The organism is Pseudomonas sp. RIT778, from assembly GCF_019718735.1.
Classification (GTDB): Bacteria; Pseudomonadota; Gammaproteobacteria; order Pseudomonadales; family Pseudomonadaceae; genus Aquipseudomonas; species Aquipseudomonas aphyarum.
The window spans coordinates 133158-151666 of record NZ_JAIHBA010000015.1 but is presented as its reverse complement, the minus strand read 5'-3'; the positions used below and the strand labels follow the sequence as shown (position 1 = coordinate 151666).

The following is an 18509-nucleotide window of genomic DNA, read 5'->3' as shown; positions in this document are numbered from 1 at the left end:
TCCTCCGTAAACACTAGCCCTCCCCGTTCCGAGCCGTCTCGCCGCTTCAGTGTGGCGCCGATGATGGATTGGATGCAGTAGCCCGCCTCCCCCCCAAACTGATTGGCTGAAGTCTCAAATCATCTGCGCGTTGTAGCAATTTTTAAGCATGCGGTACCTAAGCCTCTCTGCTGCGGCCGCATGAGCTAGGCTTCGCGAACACCTCATTTCCAGGATGGATCGCATGCCGAATAACTCAGCTTCTAATATCGCCACTGCTGACGCCCTGACGTTGCTCCTGCACAACCAGCATGCACTGGCGGCGGCAATCGAGGAGGTTGCCGTTTGGCTTGCAGCCAGTGGCGCGGCAGTGGTTGCAGATAACACTGTGATGGCTATGGAGACCTTAGACACAAATGCAAAAGCGATCACAGATGCGATTATGCGGATACGGCAATCCTAATATCGTCTTTGCAGGCAGCAATCGGCCAAAATCGGCATTTCGTGAGCGGCAGCTTTCGGCCAAAAGCGGACGTTTGAGAGCGGCATTTCCGGCCAAAAGCGGTCTGGTGGAAGAGGTGTAAAAACAGGCTCCATGCAATATTTGTTTTAACGCTTAGCAATTTTTCGGCTTAGACCGAAAGCTGCTGCCCCCCACCGAGCATTTCTCGGAAGCAGGGAGAAAAACTGCATTGGGACACAGAATTATTGAGAGGCCTGTTTATACCTTCGCTATCAACGTATCCTTCGGCCGAAACACTTCCGCGCCTCATGGATGGACTCAATGCAAACTCTTCTGGTCGTAGAACAAAGCGAGTCGACTTCCTTACGAGATTTGGAGCTCGTTCCAAAATCTACTTTATCGGCCTTCGTCGTTCGCGACTGGATGCATGCTAAGCGCAAGGTCAATGTAGGTTCGCCAATATGCATGAAGCTGGGCACAAAAACTCGGTATGCCTTCGGAGCTATCCAATGAGTGCAGTGCCATTTACTGACCGCGAGTTAGTGCGTGCTTGGCGAGAGCTCTCCACCATCGCCAGACCAACAACAGGCAGCATGCGCAAGAACTCACACCGTTTGTTGTTGTTTTACGCCGTGGAGTGCGGATTGAAAGCGGTATGGCTCAAGCGGCAAAACCGCACTCTTTTCGAACGCGAAGACATCGACAAAACGGGCCATAACTTGCGACAAATGCTCAAAGATCTGAAGGTGGGGGCGGAGCTGTCTCTGCCTGAAAATTTACAGCTTGTACCAGTGTCGCAAAACGGTGCCCCGCAGCCACGCAATGGCGATATCAGTATCCTGCATCAGGCTTGGAGATATGGTGCGGAATGCAGAGTTCCCCAAGATGGCGATTGCGAACATCAGCTAGAACAAGTTTTGAGTTGGATTCAAGGAGAACTCAAATGAGCCTGCAAATGGATACAGCCCAGCGTTTATTGACGTGGCTGGATGTGGAGCGCGTGCTTAAGCAGCGTTCGGTACTTTGGACCCGGTTACCTGCAGGCGTACTGAGTGTTGACTGCTTTGCAAGTGGCCTCGAGGTGCGGCATTCAGCGGACGATGGGGTAGTACACGAGTGGCTGAGTAAGATCTTTGGTAACGCATATCACCGGGACCAACGTTGCATCCGCCTTCGTATCGGTGATTCAAGTTATCCGGTTGAGTTGACGAGGGACGAGGGGGCCGCGGCTGATACTGGGCAGAAAAATTACCCCTTGTGGCGTGATGTCACTTACCTGCCCACCGATGAAACTATCACATGGGATCAGCTCGAACAGTCTGCCCCACAGCCCATTGTTGAAATGCCCGTTGATTGGGCGTCTGGGCCCGATTTAATTTCCTTCCACTCTTTCAAGGGCGGAGTTGGACGGACTACGGCCCTTATGACCTATGTGGCCGCATGTATGCAGGAGCCTGGCGCTGCTCCTAAAAAGATTCTAGTGATAGACGCCGATCTAGAGGCGCCCGGCGTCAGCTTCTGGCTGGATGATACCAATCGACCTATGGTGTCTTTTGTCCAGTTGCTTGAAGCCTTGCATTACCCACCCGCTGGACTGGATGCGACACTGAGCTACTTCGCGCAGGAGTTACGCAAAACTTCGCTCAACGTTGGAGGCTTGCAGCGGGAGCTGTTTATTCTGCCTGCAGCCTTGGATTTAGCCGAAATTCAAGACATGCCGGTGGCACCAGAGCACTTAGCACGCAACCCTGGCAATCCTTGGCAGCTATCAGACCATCTGCACGCCTTAGGTAACCACCTAGGCGTGGATGCAGTGTTCATAGACCTAAGAGCAGGCTTGAGTGAACTGGCCAGCCCGATTCTGTTTGACCCCCGCGTAGATCATTTTTTCGTCAGTACCGTAGCACCTCAATCAGTGCAGGGTATGGCTGAAGTGCTACGTCGCCTATATGCATTTAATCGCCAGCTGCCAGCCGCGCAGCTAGAGAGTGCGCGTCCCAGTGTAGTGTTAAGCATGCTCACCAAAGAGCTACGAGACGCTGGACATTACGAACTCGCATTAAAGGCGCTGGGGCAGGCATACCCTACGGATGATGCGCTATCGCCCGGGGTGCAGTGGCTGGAGGCTGAGTTTCTTAGCACCCTGATGTCCATCGGGTCGTTGCGTGAAGCATTGGACACTTTGCCCCTATCTAGTCGACTGTTTGCAAGTGCAACCGAATGGGCGAGGGGACTCTATGCCGCGCCTTTGCCGACACAGACGACTACTTCTGCTGATGATGCCAACCCAGCAGCTGCACCTCGTCATGAGCAAGCAACAAGGTTATATGAGGTCTGCAAGGCAGCAGAGTTCGCCGACAGCAGCGCCACAAGTGTCATTTTGGCAACGGAACCGCTTATCAATCTCGGTAAGCATTATGCGAATGAGTTGCCCAATCTTTTGATGATCGGCGCTAAAGGCGCGGGCAAAACCTTCACCTTCCGACAGTTGGTAGGAGCGAGCAAGTGGCAACATTTTCTGAGCAAATTGGGTTTCGACCCAGCAAACACGACCGATGCCGCGATATTTCCAGTTCTGTGGTCGGACAATATCGAGGACAAGCCGGATGGAGAAATCAAGTTAGCTCAGATCAGCACGGTCAACTTGATAAAAAGTGATAAGCAACTGTTGCTTTCCGCTAGCGTGGTTCGACGTCATATTGAGGAAGCGCTTAAAGATCCACCCGATCATTGGGAGGACTTCTGGGACACCCTTATTGCGCGTCAGCTCGGCATCACGCATGGAGGACTTCAAGCAATTAACCAAACTTTGGCGAAACACTCTTCACGAGTGATATTCGTATTCGATGGCATTGAAGATACTTTCAAGGATGCCGACAACAGACATGTGAATGAGGCTATTCATGCGCTGTTGCGTTTACCCAATCGGGTCAGCGAGTTGGAAAATCGGCACATGGGTGTCATTGTATTTGTGCGCGCAGATTACGTTCAGGCCACTGTCCGCCAAAACTTGGGCCAATGGTTACAACGCTTCCAGCCATTCAGGCTGCATTGGAACCCCGAAAGTTTCCTTCGTTTAGCTTTCATGCTGAGCTGCCAAGCCGGTATTATCTCAAACGATCCGAAATCTGCAGAGTCTCTGCGCATTGAAGATTTGAAGACTGAACTGGAACGCCTCTGGGGGAAGAAACTCGGAAGCGAAAAGTCCAAAGAAGCACACTCCGCTCGATGGGTTTACGCAGCGCTATGCGACTTGAAAGGCAACGTGCAAGCACGTGACTTGGTTCGATTTCTGAAGTTTGCTGCGTCATCCGAGTCAACTCGGACAGGGCAAACGTGGCCGGATCGCTTGCTAGCGCCGGAGTCAATGAGGAAGGCGATTCCAGATTGTAGTGTGGAAAAGGTAACGGAGGCAAAATCTGAGGTTGCCCCTTTGAGAAGGTGGATGGATCTAATGGAACAAAGTGGCATCCGCAATCTCAAAGTACCGTTTAGCCAAGAGCAAGCACGCCTTGATGCAAGTCTCCTCGGTTCGTTACAAGAACTCGGTGTGGTTTATGAGGATGTGGATGGGGAGCTGGGAGATGAAAGGCTCTTTCTGCCCGAAATATACCGTTATGGACTGGGTTTTGTTACCTCGGCGACTGGCCGTCCGCGCACACAGGCCTTGCTGAAAAAGAACATTGGCGCCATTCCACTCTGAACTATGAGCATGACGCGTCCGCTTGTGAAACACCCATTTTTTAATGCGTACAAGCCCGCACCGGTTCATGAGGTGCGTGCTAACGCGGAATTTATTCACCGATATCGCCGAGGGTACGCGGTTAGCGGCTGAACATGGCGGACAGCCCCAAGGACTGGGACTCCGCTAATTTCGGCCAATAAATGCTATTGGTGGCTGCCAGCTTTCGGCCAAGTTCTGTCATTTGTAAAGGGCTGCTTAAAGTCCATAGGATCATTGCAACAGATTACTACCGATACCATGATTACACCTTATGCTGTCTCAGGTCGGCGATGTCCTTGGGCTGGTGTCCGATAACTCCATAATATTAACGAAGGTACTTACTTGTGCCTTGCTTTAGAGTGAACTTTCCAAAGGAAGTAGCATGGATTTTCACGTACCTTGTCCTGGTACTCTGAAAAAGATTTCACACCTTGAAGTGTAGCAGCAAGCGTACCGAGTAAACTCCATCCTGATGTTGCAATCCCCGCAGCCAGCCCAAGCGTAGCGATGCCAACGTCCGCCAATGCAACTCGGCGCACGTTTTTGACTTTCATATCTAAAGCCCGAATCTGGACTACGCTCAATTCGTGTTCTAGGTCGACGATTTTGTCTCTAATTATAGATGGATCTGACTCGGCTCGAAGATCTCTCAATCTGCCTTCTAGATTTGCTCTGAAATTGCGAAATTCCTCCCCGTCGTTCTGTCGTATGCTCATTAAGTCATGCGCCGAAATCTTGTCCATAAAAGGAAGCTGCATTTTTAGAACACACTCAATCGCGTTTTCTTCAATGCCTTTGCGCTCTTTTTTCGGAGAACTCTTGAGGATTTTGTCAGTGAAAGGTGATTGAGTCGAAAATACTGCATTCAGATCAGCGGCAATTGATATTTCTTCTAACAGTTTCTTGTAGTGGCCCGTAGCATTCATGACCAGATTTTTTTGAACCCAATCGTCGAATTCAGTCTGAGTGGGCAGTCTTTCAGGTATGAGGATATTGGACCTGACCTCATTTCGCTCGCGATCAATTGAAGAAATTTTCTGAATCATTGATTTATGTACGGTACCTCCTCCTCCCTCAACACCTTGAAATTTTATAAAAATTTCTTGACAGCGTCGGAGATCGGGAAGTATCAGTGGCTTTCCGTCTTGGTGGATGACGCTTCGTATCTGAGCCTTACTCCGATAAATATTTAGCACAGACTCAGGTATTTCTTGATTGTGCCTAGGTTCTACATTACTTAGCACAACATCATGTTGGTCTGTATACAAGGTTGAGGGGTAATATTTTAAGTAACCCGCTACGACCATCGACCTAGTAGCGAGAACATTTTCTACGGCAGAAGCCACCACTTCTTTATTTATAGGACGGTTATAAGGAAATCCAGCATACTCGTAGAGAGCATCCTCAAATTCGCTAGAAAAATTTGATAGCGAAAAAATTGGATCAGATAACACCGTTTGCTCTACATACAGCGCGGTGCGCTTTAAGCTTTCTAAACTAGCGAGTTGGCCGCTTCCGAAACAGCGCAGCAACCCTTCATCAGAACTTATTTCAGTCTTTATCTTGCCTATGTTTTTAGTGCAGTATTCTCGATAGTCACTCAAGATCTTTTTCATTTCAGCATTAGAAACACTGGCATATTTCTCTCTTAATAGACTTGCATCAAATAGCAAGCTGTTTGAGAGAAATTCAAATGAAGTATGACTCAAGCTACTTCTCCTCCTGGAATTTAAATTTTTAGCCGTCACGCAATCACACAATGATGTCGTAGTTTACGCAGCGTCCCATACCCCGTCCAATGTGCGTGAGTCATGAGATAACGGGAATGCGAGAAGAAGGTGCATTTTGGGATGTCGGGGGCCCGCCATGTCGAAAGTTGCCGTTCACGGATGGCCGCAATTTTCAAAAGCTGACCAGTCTTGAGTGTCCGCTTTTGGCCGGTTAGCGACCCTTCCTCTGGTCAGCCATCCTTGTCCTTCGACACGTGGAGGACTAGTCATGAACATCTTCGCTACCTGCAGCCGTCAGCCTTGGAACAAAGGAAAGCTGGTCGGGCAGAAAGCTCCACTCAGACTGAGAGATATCTGGGCCATCCGGGTAAGGCTGCAAATTGCAGAACGAACCCGTGATCTTGCGCTCTTCGATCTGGCCATCGACAGCAAGCTTCGGGCCTGCGACTTAATCAGGCTCCGTGTGCGCGACGTCGCCCATGGCGAGCACGTATCGCCACGTGCCATGGTGATGCAGCAGAAAACGCTGAGGCCAGTGCAGTTCGAGATCACGGAGCAAACGCGGTTTGCTATCGCGGCTTGGATACACCAGGCCCAACTCCGGAGCGAGGACTGCCTTTTTCCGAGCCAGCTGCGTACCTCAGACCATCTATCAACACGTCAATACGCACGTATCGTCAAAGGCTGGGTGGAAGCCGTTGGCCTTGATCCAGCCATGTATGGCACTCACACAATGAGGCGTACGAAGGCATCGCTGATCTATCGCAGGACGAAGAATCTGCGAGCGGTTCAACTGCTGCTTGGCCATACGAAGCTGGAGAGCACCGTTCGATATCTGGGAATTGAAGTTGACGACGCCCTGGAGATGGCGGAACAGACCGAGGTTTGAATATGCACAGCGACGGTCTAGCCCTGACCGTCGCTTACCGGCCAAAAGCGGATTCTCGTAGGCAGCTCTCTTGGCCGCAATACGGTACCGTCGCTCCAGCTTTCAGCTCGCTCTGAATGGCTACGAAACAAGAATGGCGGTAGCATTCCATCCACTCGGCTTAAACAGCCTGTTTTTCAGATCAGGGTCGCATTGTGGAAAAGCTAAAACGCCTCCAAAGTGGAATCGAAGGGCTCGACGCTCTGCTCAAGGGAGGTCTGGTCGCAGGCGCTTCATACATAATCCAAGGGCGCCCGGGGTCTGGAAAAACAATCCTCGCCAACCAGCTTGGGTTTCATCATGCGAACAATGGCGGTCGGGTTCTCGTCGCCACGCTGCTGGCTGAGTCACATGATCGTCTATTTCAGTTTCTTTCTACCCTGAGCTTTTTCGACTCGTCAAAAGTCGGTGCCGAAATCCAGTTTGTCAGTGCCTTTGACACCTTGGAAAACGAGGGGCTGGATGAGGTAGTGAAACTGCTTCGGCGCGAAATTAGCCGCCAGAAAGCCACTGTTATGGTCGTGGATGGTTTGCTCAATGCACGTTCGAAAGCTGACTCCCCCATCGACACTAAGAAGTTCATCTCGGAGCTGCAAGGGCATGCAGCTTTTGCTGGTTGCACGGTGCTATTTCTCACCAGCTCGCGACTTGACGATGGCAGTCCTGAGCACACCATGGTTGATGGCGTAATTGAGATGGGCGAAGAGCTATACGGTACTCGCTCAGTGCGTCGTATTCAGCTGCGAAAGACTCGGGGCAGTGGCGCAATGACCGGTCTTCATGAGTGTGAAATTACCGAAAATGGCTTGGTTGTTTACCCGCGACTCGAAAGTCTCTACAGCCACCCGTCGTCTCCCGATAGCGCTGACATGACGCGAATCCCCAGCGGCATTAAGTCACTGGACGACATCTTAGGCGGAGGCCTGCACAGTTCCAGCGTGTCGCTGGTAATAGGCCCCTCCGGGATCGGCAAAACAACACTGGGCCTCAAATTTCTGGCTGAGTCGACCGCAGAGTCTCCGGGCCTGCATTTTGGCTTTTACGAAAGTCCACAGAGGTTGCGACTCAAAGGCCTGTCATTGGGTATTGATATCAAAGGCATGGAAGACAGCGGCGCGTTGAGCATTGCCTGGCAGCCTACTACTGAAGGTCTTCTGGACGGGCTGGGCGCACGACTGCTGAGTCTTGTTGAAGAAAAGGGCATCAAGCGCCTATTCATCGATAGTCTGAGCGGCATGACACGTGTTACGACAAATCCGGCGCGGATAACTGATTTCTTCAGTGCTCTGATGAACGAGCTTCGATCCAGGGGGGTTACGGTATTCGCATCCTGGGAGATGCGCGATTTATTTGGCTCCGAGGTCAGCGCACCAAACTCTGACCTGTCCAGCATCGTCGACAACCTGATGCTGATGCGATTCGCTGAGAATCACTCTGAACTAAGCAGGACGCTTTCCATTCTTAAAGTACGAGACAGCTCTTACGACCCTTCGCGATTCGAGGTCGTCATCCGTGACCAAGACGTTTTCCTGAAAAAGGCTTCAAGACATGAACCATCAGTACCCACTGAGTCATCGCCTGGTTCAAAATCTTAAGCCTTTGTGCGGGTTGAATTAACATGGCCACCATCCTGGTCGTCGACGACGAGTATCTGATCGCTGACATTCTCAGTTTTGCGCTGGAGGATGAAGGCTTCATGGTGGTGACGGCCAGCAATGGCCAAAAGGGGCTCGAGATACTAGATAGAGAACGTCCAGATTTGATCATTACCGACTTTATGATGCCGGTCATGGATGGCCAAGAGTTCGCCACAGCCGTCCGCGCCCTTCCTTCCTGTAAGCATTTGCCAATTATTTTGATGAGCGGCGCTCAGGCGCACATAGGCATGCAGAGATCGGATCTGTTTAACGCGGTATTGCCAAAGCCATTCAGTATGGACGCGATTCTAGCAGAAGTTCGAAAGCTACTTTCTCTCGAATAGACCTGTGCCGTGCTGATGATCACCACCATTAATCTTAGGTTCTCCTTCACTGCGAGAGCCCACCCATGCGGGCTTTTTCCCTTAAATAAACAGAAGCCATAGGGTTGCCACGTTTTTTACAGTCGTCCAATGACCGTTTCTGGCCGTAGCGGGCGCGTCCGAGTGTCCGCTTATGGCCGATAGCGGACGTCTTACTACCTACAGTTGACCGTCCACAATTGATCCAAGCGAGTCGTGTAGCTCTGGCTCATCATTTCACGCCGCATGGCCCACCCTGGGTTATTTGGGACGCTCGCCGCTCGCAGCGTCCCCCTTCCCCACCGTTCATTGATCTGATCCAGTACAGCCATGACCTTAGTAGATTCTGTCGGTTGAGAAGCCGCAAATAGATCGTCCGTGTATTCACCTGGCTGACACAAATTCATCAGCAATACCTCCGCCTTGCTGTACTTGAAACCAGGGCGATACACCCGATCCAGCGCATCGACTGCAGCCTTGGTCAGTAGCCGGACGTCATCCGTTGGGTAAGGCATATCGATCACCACACCATTGGCGTACTTCGCCTCCTCCGGATTGAACATGCCGGTGCGAATGCTCACGCGCACTTTCTTGCACAGCGAGTTTTGCGCTCTGAGCTTCTCTGAAGCGCGCATCATGTACGTGGCCACCGCCTCCTTTATTGGTGCCAGTTCCGTCAGGCGGGTGCCGAACATTCGACTGCAGCAGATTTCCTGTTTCGGTGGATCGGGCTCATCTAGCTCCAGACAAGGAGTGCCGGCCAGTTCGCGCGCCGTTTTTTCGATCACCACACTGAAGTTTTTACGCAGTGTCCAAGGGTCGGCTTTGGCCAGATCCATCGCACTCTTGATTCCCATAGTATCCAGATGCGCTTTCATGCGACGCCCTACACCCCACACCTCTGAAACGTCAGTGTTACGCAGCACCCAGTCACGCTTAGTTGGGTCGCAAATATTGACCACCCCGCCAGTCTGCGCCTGCAGGCGCTTGGCCGTATGGTTGGCAAGCTTGGCCAGTGTCTTGGTCTGAGCGATTCCAACGCCGACTGGAATGCCAGCACACCTCAGCACCTGACTCCGAATCTGGCGACCGAGGCCATCCAAATCGGTGATGCCGGCGAGATCGACGAAGGCTTCGTCAATGCTGTAGACCTCGACTGCGGGCACCATGGACTCGATCAGCGTCATGACTCGCTCGCTCATGTCACCGTATAGTGCGTAATTCGAGGAGAACGGGACGATGCCGTGCTGCTTTAGCTTGTGCTTGATCTGGAAGTACGGCTCGCCCATTTTCACGTATGGCTTGGCATCGTAGCTGCGGGCGATGACGCAGCCGTCGTTATTCGATAAGACAACGATGGGGACCTTGGCTAGGTCAGGACGAAATACTCGCTCGCAGCTGGCGTAGAAGCTGTTGCAATCGATCAGGCCGAACACCGGCACCTGCTTAGACATGACTGCGCACGCTACCAATGATCACGCCCCAGATCGCCAGCTCATCGCCTTCCAGCACGTAACGCGGCGGGTACTTGGGGTTCTCAGACAGCAGGATGACCTCTTTCCCACGGAGGCATAGCCGCTTGCAAAGCGGGTCGTTGTTGAGCAGCGCAACAACAATATGCCCGTGCGCCGGCTCCAGTGAACGATCCACAACCGCCAAATCGCCGTCAAAGATTCCCGCCCCCTGCATGCTCTCTCCGGCAATTTTCACCAGGTAAACATGCGGGGCACGAATGTTGAGCACTTCGTCGAGCGAGATGTGGGTTTCGATGTGATCCGCTGCCGGCGAAGGGAAACCTGCCGGCACTCGAAAAAGGCAAAGAGGTAATTTCCGACCGGCCACGGCAATAGGGCCTAGGATTGAAAAGCTCATGACGCACGACTTCCGATACTGTACGAATATACAGTTAACGTTCAGAACGGCATTCGGTCAATTTCTGCAGGAAATATCTGATAGACGGGTGGGTGTTCTCATGATGGGAAGTCGAGAAATGCTAACTGGCATCTGTCAGAACAACCCGCCCAATGCTTTCGGCTCCCAGTTCATGATCACTAGTTCGCCACTGACTTCGGCCTTACCCTGCCGCTGATTGGCTGTGGTGTAGCGGATGTCCAGAGTCTCAAAGTGGAAGCCTTCGAACACGCGGCGGATGTCGGGATGATCGTTGATGCTGACCATCACTTTGCCTTTGCAGCGGCGCATGAAGTCGGCCATCCGCACGTAGTTCTCGAACGGAAAGTCCACGCCATAGCCGGCGGTCTGCCAGTAAGGTGGATCCATGTAGTGGAAGGTGTGAGCACGGTCGTAACGTTCGGCGCATTCAAGCCAGGGAAGGTTTTCGACGTAGGTGCCGGACAGGCGCTGCCACGCGGCCGAGAGGTTTTCCTCGATGCGCAGCAGGTTGATGGCCGGGGCGGTGGTCGCCGTGCCGAATGTCTGACCCGAGACCTTGCCGGCGAAGGCATGGTGCTGCAGGTAAAAGAATCGGGCGGCGCGCTGGATGTCGGTGAGGGTTTCAGGGCGGGTCATTTTCTGCCATTCGAACACCTGCCGCGAACTGAGCGCCCATTTGAACTGGCGCACGAACTCTTCGAGGTGGTTCTGCACGACGCGGTAAAGCGTGACCAGGTCGCCGTTAATGTCGTTGAGGACTTCCACCGGCGATGGCTGGGGCTTCATGAAGTACAGCGCGGCACCGCCGGCAAAGACTTCAACGTAGCATTCGTGTGGCGGAAAAAGCGGAAGGAGACGGTCGGCCAGGCGGCGTTTGCCGCCCATCCAAGGGATGATGGGTGTAGACATAAAAAGCAAGACCTTTACTGTATGGATAAACAGGTGCTAGGCTCGCCCCGCTTTGTGCACGGAGCAAGAGCCTTGGCTGGACTTGCAGGGACCATCTGCAGGGACGGCGGTCGATCCGGATGTTGACGCATCCGGACCGGCCGCTCTTTTTCACTTCGGTGCTGAGACTTCTTTGGCGTATGCCTGACAGGCAGCGAGGGCAATCAGCCCCCGGTCGCCGTCGTCGGTAACGCCGATAATTCGTTGAGCATGCGCTGGGTCAAGTTCGGCTCTTGTGGGGCCATGAACCACGCTGCCGGTGGTGGCGGTGGCTTGCATCGATCCGTTGCCGGCGCCAGTGGTGGCGTCGAGTAGGACTGACAGCCGCAGATCAGCAGTGGCAAGGCGGTCGCGCAGGCGACCTTGATCACGTTGGACATCACTCAAGGCTCGGTAATGGGTTTGTTCGCTGGTCGCCAGGTGCTGCTCGAGCGCGAGGCGTTTGTCTTGTTCGGCACGCTGCTGTGCGGCCGAGGCCAGGGCCAGTTGATTGAGGGTTTCGGTGTGGAGGCGCGCCTGCTCGGCGAGCTGTTTGCCGTAGCGCCAATCCTGCACTTGCCAGGCGGTGGCCGCGGATGCACCGGCCAGCGTGACCAGCAGCACCGTGCTGACCAGCAGCCGATACGGTACCGGGATCAGTTCGCCGAGACGCATAACACCGCCCTCGCCCGCCCCCACAACTGCAGGCGCTCCTGTAGGCCGTTCAGACCGCCGTTGATCTTGCGGGTGATTGCCTCGAACTCGCCCTGATCCGACAGGGCATTCAGCCCGCGAACCCACCAGAACCACGCGGCCGACTCAGCGGCCCACTGCGGCAGTTCCAGCAACTCCGGCGTTCGCAACAAACGCTCGTCGCCGAACAGCGCCAAGCTGCAGCGCAGGTAGTTGTTGTGGCCCGTAATCTGGATCAGTCCCCGGCCACGGTAGCGCTGGCCATCGCCGTCAGCCTCCGGCGTGTTGCCCAGCCGCGCGGCCAGGGTGCCAGTGTCGTACTTGCTCAGGTACTGGTCGCCGCCCAGCTCGCGCACGTAATTCAGCTCGCCGGATTCGTGCCCGACCTGGGCGAGAAACGCGGCCTGGCGGTGCGGTGTGTTGATCTGCCGGTGGGCCATGGCGGCATTGAGCGCAGAAACAAAAACGCCCGCTTGGCGACGGGCGTTGGGCATGATGCGTTGCAGCTGTTGTTCCGTCAGTGACATGGGGTTCTCCTGGGTTATGGGAATGCAGCACTACTGCTTGATCTGAACAACCTTCAGATCCTTCGCCGGTTTTTTCTTCTTGCCTTTGGCTTTCGCCTTGCCCTTTTTGCCACCGTTGCACTCGACCGTCGTGCTCCAGCCGGCCTGGGTAAACACCTGCTCCACCGAGTCGACCAGGTACTCGCCGTCGAGCCCAATCTTGAAGCCCTGGGCGTTGATCGATCGTTCGGCAAACAAATCAGTGCGCCCTGCCATCTCCAGCCGGACGCCGGCCGTGGAGCGGTTGAACGCGGTGAGACGCGCCTGGGCTGCCGCTTCGGCGGCTGACTTGTTCGGGTAGATGTGACGGTCGGTGTGCACCGGCGGCAGACCGTCCGGCGACTCGTCATTGTCGAGAGTGACCACGGCGAGCTTGCCGGTACTCTTGTCCTGGTGCTTAGTTGAAACGGCCTTGTGGGTGTTACGGTCGCCGAGCCGAAACTGAAAGCGGCTGACATCCCGGCGCTGAATCGTCACCACACTGAACGCCTTGCCCGAGGCGCTCTGCCCAGCTTGCCGCGGCATGACCAACAGCTTGCCGTCGGCGACCTTGGCCGTGCAGTCATATTGCTTGGCCAGGCGGGTGATGAAATTGAAATCTGACTCGTTGAGCTGATCGGCACGCGGCACCTTGGTTTGCACCGGGCAGACTGCCTGCCAGCCGTTGCGTGCGGCGACATCAGCGACGATCCGCGACAGCGGCACGTTTTCCCAGCTGCCGCTGCGGGTGGTCTTGCCACTGCCGCGCATGTCGCTGGCCTTGCCGCTGATCACCAACGTGTCCGGCGGACCGGACAGCTCGATCTCATCGACGACGTAACGGCCGATTCGAGTCAGTTTGGTTTCTGCGTAGCCCAGGAAGATCTCGATGCCGGCCCCGCGTGGAGGCAGCACCACCGCGCCGTCGCGGTCGTCGATGCGCAATTCAAACTCGTCGGACTCCATACCGGGTTTGTCGGTGGTTTTCAGCTGCAGCAGACGGTCGTTGATCCGCTGGGTGATATCGGCACCGTCGGCGACGATGCGAAAGATGGGGGTCATTTTTGCTCCAAAAAAAAGCCCGCACAGGGCGGGCTTCGAAGAGGATGAAGCTAAAGGAGCAACGTGAACTGTGGGTGACTATAGTTCATCAACTCCATAGCGCTATACCGTCCTCCGACGGCTGAGGCAGATCTGGTAACTCAATCACAATACCGGCCCGATAAGGCTGCGGTTCGTCGGCCAGGCCCTGATTGGCATCCAGCACCGCCTCGACCGTTCCACTGAGATGCCCATAGGCGTGGTAACACAGGGTATCGAGCAGATCTCCGTCAGACGTTCTGCAGGTCATCGCCATAACGCACAAACTCCAAAGTGAACGCCTGCTTGCGCGGAATCCCGCCCTGCAGCAGCGCGCTTTGTTCTTCGTCGACATTCTTCAAGCACCAGGTGCCAAGCACGTCGCCATAGCCGGTGGTCAGCGTCAGCGGCAGCTGCTGAGCGCCGAGGCTGCGCAGCGTATCCAGTTGCTTGATGCCGCCCTTGAAGCCCGGAAAGATCGCGCCCTTGAGGGTGATCTTTTCCTCTCCGATGCCCACCGCCTGTTGTGCCGGCCGCCGGGTCAGACGTTCCTGCGAGGCCCAGCGGTACTCCGTGGATCGCCGCAGCTCGTCGAAGGCAGCGGTATCCAGGTTGAAGTAATACGGCACCGCCTTGGGACCCAGCGGCTGCACGATCAGCAGGTGCGGAAAGGGTTTTACCGCTTCCGGTACCGGTGTCGCGTCACCGGCCAGCGATCCGGTGGGCAGTATGTTCCCCAGCGACGGGCTGACCTTGCCGGCGATCTTGTTGATTGCGGTTGAGGCCCGGGCGGCCTGTTCCTTCAGTTGGCTCATGCGCTCATCGATCTCTGACACGGCTCGCGTGGCCTTGTTGTAAGTGGCCACCACCTGCCCGACCTTGGCCTGGGCGGCATTTACCCCTCGCATCACACGCTGCAGCTTTTCCCCGATTGCCGGACCGACAAAGGGAATACCCTCCAGCTCCGAGGCAGCGCCGCTGATCTCGCTGATCGCGCCGTTGACCGGTCCCATCATGCCGTCGAGGCTGCGCCGGCCGGTCTCCCCCGCTGCTGCCAGTTGCTTGAGCCCTGACTGCAGTTGCTCCATGTAGGCCATCAGTCCTCCTTACACATGCGGTTCATCGTAGAGTTTGCGGTTCTGCAGCTGCTGCGTGGCCTGCTGCATCTGCTGCGCAATGAAGGGCTGCAGCTCCCGCGCCATCTGTGCCGGATCCTTGGCATCGCCCTGCACGGTGATGTGCAACGGCGCCGAGATCTGGACCTGTTGCTCGACCTTAGGCGCTTCGGATTTGGCGGCCGGAACCGGTGCGGCGAGCAATGCCGGAGGAGCCGGTGCAGCTGTAGGGACAGCAAGTGACCGGGCCACATCGCCCATTGCTGCAGGAGCCAATGGGCCAGAGGCTGGCTTGGGTTCGAATGACTTGGCAATGTCGCCCATCACCGGCGACAGGTTTTTTCCAGCATCGGCCATCATCAATGGCCCGGCGTCCGGTACGCGCTTCAGCGACTCGTCGGTGCCGAACAGTTTCTTGCCCAGAATTCCGCCGGCCAGATCGCCTCCCATATAACCGATATAACCGCCAATCGCGCCGCCGACGATGTTGCCAATGATCGGCACCGCCGTGCCGATGGCGGCACCGGCTGCCGCACCGGCTAAAGTGCCCGCCAAGCTGCCGGCCGCTTGTCCGTAACCTTCGGCCTTTTCGTCCTGAGTCTCGGCATTCTGGTAGGTGTCGTAGGCTTTGAAACCGGCGTCGACGGCCGCGAAGATCACTGGACCTTTCATGCCCTCGGCGAGTTGGCCACCGCGCCCACCACCTCGACTGCCGCTCCCCATCCCCCTTTTGCTCTTCTTGCCATCACCGCCATCCAAGTCGCCGGCATCCAGCCCACCACCAGCACCTGGCAGGTTGGTGACGATCACCTTTTGCGGGATATTCGGGTTGCCCATCAAGGTGCCACGCCCGAGGTTCATCAGGCCCTTGCCGACCTTGAATGCGCTGACGGCGCCCTTCAGCGCCACCAGTCCAGCCACGGCCGTACCGATGCCCAGCGTGACCCGTGGAAACTCGTCGGCAAAACCTGAGAGCTTGCGGCTGACGTTGTTGATGCCGTCAGCCACGGCATCGGTAACCGGCCGGATCGCATCGCCGATGCTGCGCATAGCGTCGTCCATGGACTGCGCCATTTCGGACCATTTTTGCGCAGACGTCTGCCGGCGTTCGGCGAGGTTCTTGTCGAGGATCCCGGTGGCACCGGCCGAGTCCTTTTTCAGCTGGTTGTACAGATCCTTGTTCTGCATGTACGCGGTCAGGGCTGCTTTCACCTGCATGTCAGCGAACAGGTCACCGGTGCGCAAAGCCTCTTCCAGCGACTTCATCATGGCCTTGGCCTTTTCGGGATCGGCCTCTTTGCTGATCGCCGCCGTGGCCTTGGCCATTTCGGCAGCCCGCTTCGGATCGGTGGCTTGGATGTATTTCTGGGCCAGGGCAAAACTGGATTCCAGTGTCGACATGCCGTTTTGCAAACCGGTCTGCATCGAGCCCTTGTAGTCGATGCCGGCCTTTTTATAGGCGTCGACCGTCTCGCCAGAACCGATTTTTTCCATCCAGTTCTTGAGGTTGTTCGCGGCCTCGTCCGAACCGCCGGCTGTCTTCATCTGTACCTGAAGCATGGCGCCCAGCTGCGTCACCGAATCCATGCCGGTGATGCCAAGCTTGCCCATGCCGGCCAGCAACTCAGGAAACCACTTGGCCATGTCGACCGCTTCGAAGCTGCCCGCCTGGCCTTGGTAGGCGATAGCCTCGAGCGCCTGTTGCATCACCTTGGGGTCAGTGATCTTGGCGTTCTGCCCAAGGGCGTTGATCATCTTCGCCGTTTCGGTGCCCTCCGATCCCTGACCCACGGCGAACTTGGCCGCCGTCGGGGCATAAGACAGCGCCTTGTCCAGCTCCATGCCGGCGCCGACCAGGGCGTTGACCACTTCGGCCACCTGATTGCGCGCCATACCCGTATCGCGTGACGTCTCGATCACGGTCTTGGACAGCTGCGCCTCTTCCGGGGAATTGGCAATGTTGGCCTTGATCGCAATGTCGCGAATGATCGCGCCGTAGTCCGCACTGACCTTGGTCGGGATAGCGGCTGCAGCGGTCAGCGCACCGGCCTGACCGAGGGTACTTTTCAGACCGGACCGGCCCTCCTCGATCTGCCGGTGGCCCAATGCTTTGAGTTCGGCGCCGGCGGCCACGCGGCCCATGGTCGCGTAAGCCTTGCTCAGCCGTCCCACCTCGACGCCCTGTTTCTTGAGCAACGCGAGGTTCTTTTCATATTTGGCCAGCAGCTTGTCCGCGCCTTCGGCGCCGGTCGTGTGCGCCTTGCGCCATTCATCGCGCAGACGCATGGTGTCGCCGATGGTGTTCTGCAGGACGCGGGCTTTGCTGCCCACCGAGTCCAAGTGTTTGATCTTGCTTTCGACGTCCTTGAACGCTTTGCCTACCGTCGGATCGACGGCGCCGCCAATGACAAAGCCAAGCGCGAGGTTCTTCGCCATGAGCGTGCCTTATGCGTCGGAAAGTGTTGAGCGGTGGCTCAATCAGAGAGCCACCACACCAGTTCATTGAAGGGCATGCCCGTGATCTCAGCCGCTGAGAACCCGGTCTCCCTGGCCATGCGCTTGGCCAGCATCTTCAACGTGGAACCGTCGCATTTACTCGTCCGAGACCAGGCGAAAATAACCCGCCTGCAGGCGCAGGTAGTCGACCATCTTCAGGCCCATCAGATCCGCCTCGGGGGTCTGGGTCAGCGACGCGAACAACGACATTTCACGCTGCTCGGCATCGCCGTTGGACGACGCTTGTGCCGCCCGCACATCACGCACGCACGGCGCACGCATCATCAGCGTGTCGACCGTCACACCGCACAACTCGGTCGGGTATTTGAGGCTGATGCGAAAACCGTCGTCGGACAGTTGCAGCCAGTTAGGCAGGGGCGTTTCAGTGATCGATTGCATGTCTTGCTTCATGGTTTGTTTTCCTTAAAGGCCCAGGGCCGAACGTTCGTCTGCGAGCTGGTCGACACCGTCGATCACCAGCACCATGCCGACCATGTCGATCTCGTAAATCAGCCGGCCGCCGACTTCGAGCTTGTAGTAGGTCAGCGCCATGTTGTGTTTGGTCTCGGCTTTTTCACCGGCCTTCCAGTCGCCCATGTCGACCTCTTTCAGGCCGCCGCGCATGGTGACGATCACCGGGGTGACCTTGCCCTGGAGGCCCTTGAACGTGCCGCGAAATACGGCGTTGCAGGCGGTGCGGTCGGACAGCCCGAACCACTTCAACGCCTCACGGCGCACGCCGTTGGTGGTGAATCCGGATTCGAGCTTTTCGACACCGACCGGGATCTCGATCTCACCGGCCATGCCGCCGCCCCGGTAGGTTTCGGTTTTCAGCACAACCTTGGGCAAGGTCACGCTCGGCACATCGCCGGCAAAACTCACGCCGTCGATAAACGCCGCGCAATTGGACAAAACTTCAGGTTTCATCGGGTGGCCT

18 protein-coding genes are annotated in these 18509 nt (G+C 55.9%); 6 read left to right on the top strand and 12 right to left on the bottom strand.

Going from position 1 to position 18509, the window contains the following annotated elements; translation table 11 throughout:
* The first annotated feature begins 223 nt into the window (after positions 1 to 223).
* From K5E37_RS12025 to K5E37_RS12015, 3 genes are all read left to right on the top strand, one after another.
* Positions 224 to 442: a hypothetical protein gene (locus tag K5E37_RS12025; protein WP_221533940.1), complete on the top strand. Its 219-nt coding sequence runs from the start codon at positions 224 to 226 to the stop codon at positions 440 to 442.
* A gap of 509 nt (positions 443 to 951) precedes the next feature.
* Positions 952 to 1389: a hypothetical protein gene (locus K5E37_RS12020; protein ID WP_221533939.1), complete on the top strand. Its 438-nt coding sequence runs from the start codon at positions 952 to 954 to the stop codon at positions 1387 to 1389.
* Positions 1386 to 4145, top strand: a complete 2760-nt coding sequence (locus K5E37_RS12015; RefSeq protein WP_221533938.1) for a ParA family protein — start codon at positions 1386 to 1388, stop codon at positions 4143 to 4145. The genes K5E37_RS12020 and K5E37_RS12015 overlap by 4 nt, the downstream gene beginning before the upstream one ends.
* A 359-nt stretch (positions 4146 to 4504) precedes the next feature.
* Here K5E37_RS12015 and K5E37_RS12010 read toward each other — a convergent pair whose 3' ends face one another.
* Positions 4505 to 5875, bottom strand: coding sequence for a hypothetical protein (locus K5E37_RS12010; protein ID WP_221533937.1), 1371 nt, complete (start codon positions 5873 to 5875; stop codon positions 4505 to 4507).
* 289 nt (positions 5876 to 6164) lie between these two features.
* On the opposite strand from K5E37_RS12010, the gene K5E37_RS12005 reads away from it, so the two are divergent.
* From K5E37_RS12005 to K5E37_RS11995, 3 genes are all read left to right on the top strand, one after another.
* Positions 6165 to 6785 (top strand): tyrosine-type recombinase/integrase, encoded by a 621-nt coding sequence (locus tag K5E37_RS12005; RefSeq protein ID WP_221533936.1) that lies wholly within the window; start codon positions 6165 to 6167, stop codon positions 6783 to 6785.
* A 191-nt stretch (positions 6786 to 6976) separates the two neighbouring features.
* Complete coding sequence (locus tag K5E37_RS12000; RefSeq protein ID WP_221533944.1) at positions 6977 to 8419, top strand: ATPase domain-containing protein; 1443 nt, start codon at positions 6977 to 6979, stop codon at positions 8417 to 8419.
* Between the two features lie 23 nt (positions 8420 to 8442).
* Complete coding sequence (locus K5E37_RS11995) at positions 8443 to 8805, top strand: response regulator (protein ID WP_221533935.1); 363 nt, start codon at positions 8443 to 8445, stop codon at positions 8803 to 8805.
* Positions 8806 to 8999: 194 nt separating this feature from the next.
* On the opposite strand, the gene umuC is transcribed toward K5E37_RS11995, so the two are convergent.
* The 11 genes from umuC to K5E37_RS11940 all read right to left on the bottom strand — a co-directional run bounded on the left by umuC (position 9000) and on the right by K5E37_RS11940 (position 18499).
* Positions 9000 to 10277 (bottom strand): translesion error-prone DNA polymerase V subunit UmuC, encoded by a 1278-nt coding sequence (gene umuC, locus K5E37_RS11990; RefSeq protein ID WP_221533934.1) that lies wholly within the window; start codon positions 10275 to 10277, stop codon positions 9000 to 9002.
* Positions 10270 to 10695 carry a LexA family transcriptional regulator gene (locus K5E37_RS11985; protein WP_221533933.1) on the bottom strand — a complete coding sequence of 142 codons (426 nt, stop codon included), beginning with the start codon at positions 10693 to 10695 and terminating at the stop codon, positions 10270 to 10272. The genes umuC and K5E37_RS11985 overlap by 8 nt, the downstream gene beginning before the upstream one ends.
* Before the next feature lie 135 nt (positions 10696 to 10830).
* Positions 10831 to 11625, bottom strand: coding sequence for a DNA adenine methylase (locus K5E37_RS11980; RefSeq protein WP_221533932.1), 795 nt, complete (start codon positions 11623 to 11625; stop codon positions 10831 to 10833).
* A 150-nt stretch (positions 11626 to 11775) separates the two neighbouring features.
* Positions 11776 to 12318 (bottom strand): lysis protein, encoded by a 543-nt coding sequence (locus K5E37_RS11975; RefSeq protein ID WP_221533931.1) that lies wholly within the window; start codon positions 12316 to 12318, stop codon positions 11776 to 11778.
* Entirely contained in the window at positions 12300 to 12863 is a 564-nt protein-coding gene (locus K5E37_RS11970; protein ID WP_221533930.1) for a glycoside hydrolase family 19 protein, read from the bottom strand. The genes K5E37_RS11975 and K5E37_RS11970 overlap by 19 nt, the downstream gene beginning before the upstream one ends.
* Positions 12864 to 12893: 30 nt before the next feature.
* The gene (locus K5E37_RS11965; RefSeq protein ID WP_221533929.1) at positions 12894 to 13943 is read right to left on the bottom strand and encodes a phage late control D family protein; all 1050 of its coding nucleotides are present in this window, start codon (positions 13941 to 13943) and stop codon (positions 12894 to 12896) included.
* An 88-nt stretch (positions 13944 to 14031) separates the two neighbouring features.
* Entirely contained in the window at positions 14032 to 14238 is a 207-nt protein-coding gene (locus K5E37_RS11960; protein ID WP_085683139.1) for a tail protein X, read from the bottom strand.
* Positions 14213 to 15058: a phage tail protein gene (locus tag K5E37_RS11955; RefSeq protein WP_221533928.1), complete on the bottom strand. Its 846-nt coding sequence runs from the start codon at positions 15056 to 15058 to the stop codon at positions 14213 to 14215. The genes K5E37_RS11960 and K5E37_RS11955 overlap by 26 nt, the downstream gene beginning before the upstream one ends.
* A gap of 9 nt (positions 15059 to 15067) precedes the next feature.
* Positions 15068 to 17512, bottom strand: coding sequence for a phage tail tape measure protein (locus K5E37_RS11950; protein WP_221533927.1), 2445 nt, complete (start codon positions 17510 to 17512; stop codon positions 15068 to 15070).
* Positions 17513 to 17668: 156 nt separating this feature from the next.
* Entirely contained in the window at positions 17669 to 17983 is a 315-nt protein-coding gene (locus tag K5E37_RS11945; RefSeq protein ID WP_221533926.1) for a phage tail assembly protein, read from the bottom strand.
* Positions 17984 to 17995: 12 nt separating this feature from the next.
* Positions 17996 to 18499 carry a phage major tail tube protein gene (locus K5E37_RS11940; RefSeq protein ID WP_134785654.1) on the bottom strand — a complete coding sequence of 168 codons (504 nt, stop codon included), beginning with the start codon at positions 18497 to 18499 and terminating at the stop codon, positions 17996 to 17998.
* Positions 18500 to 18509 lie beyond the last annotated feature (10 nt).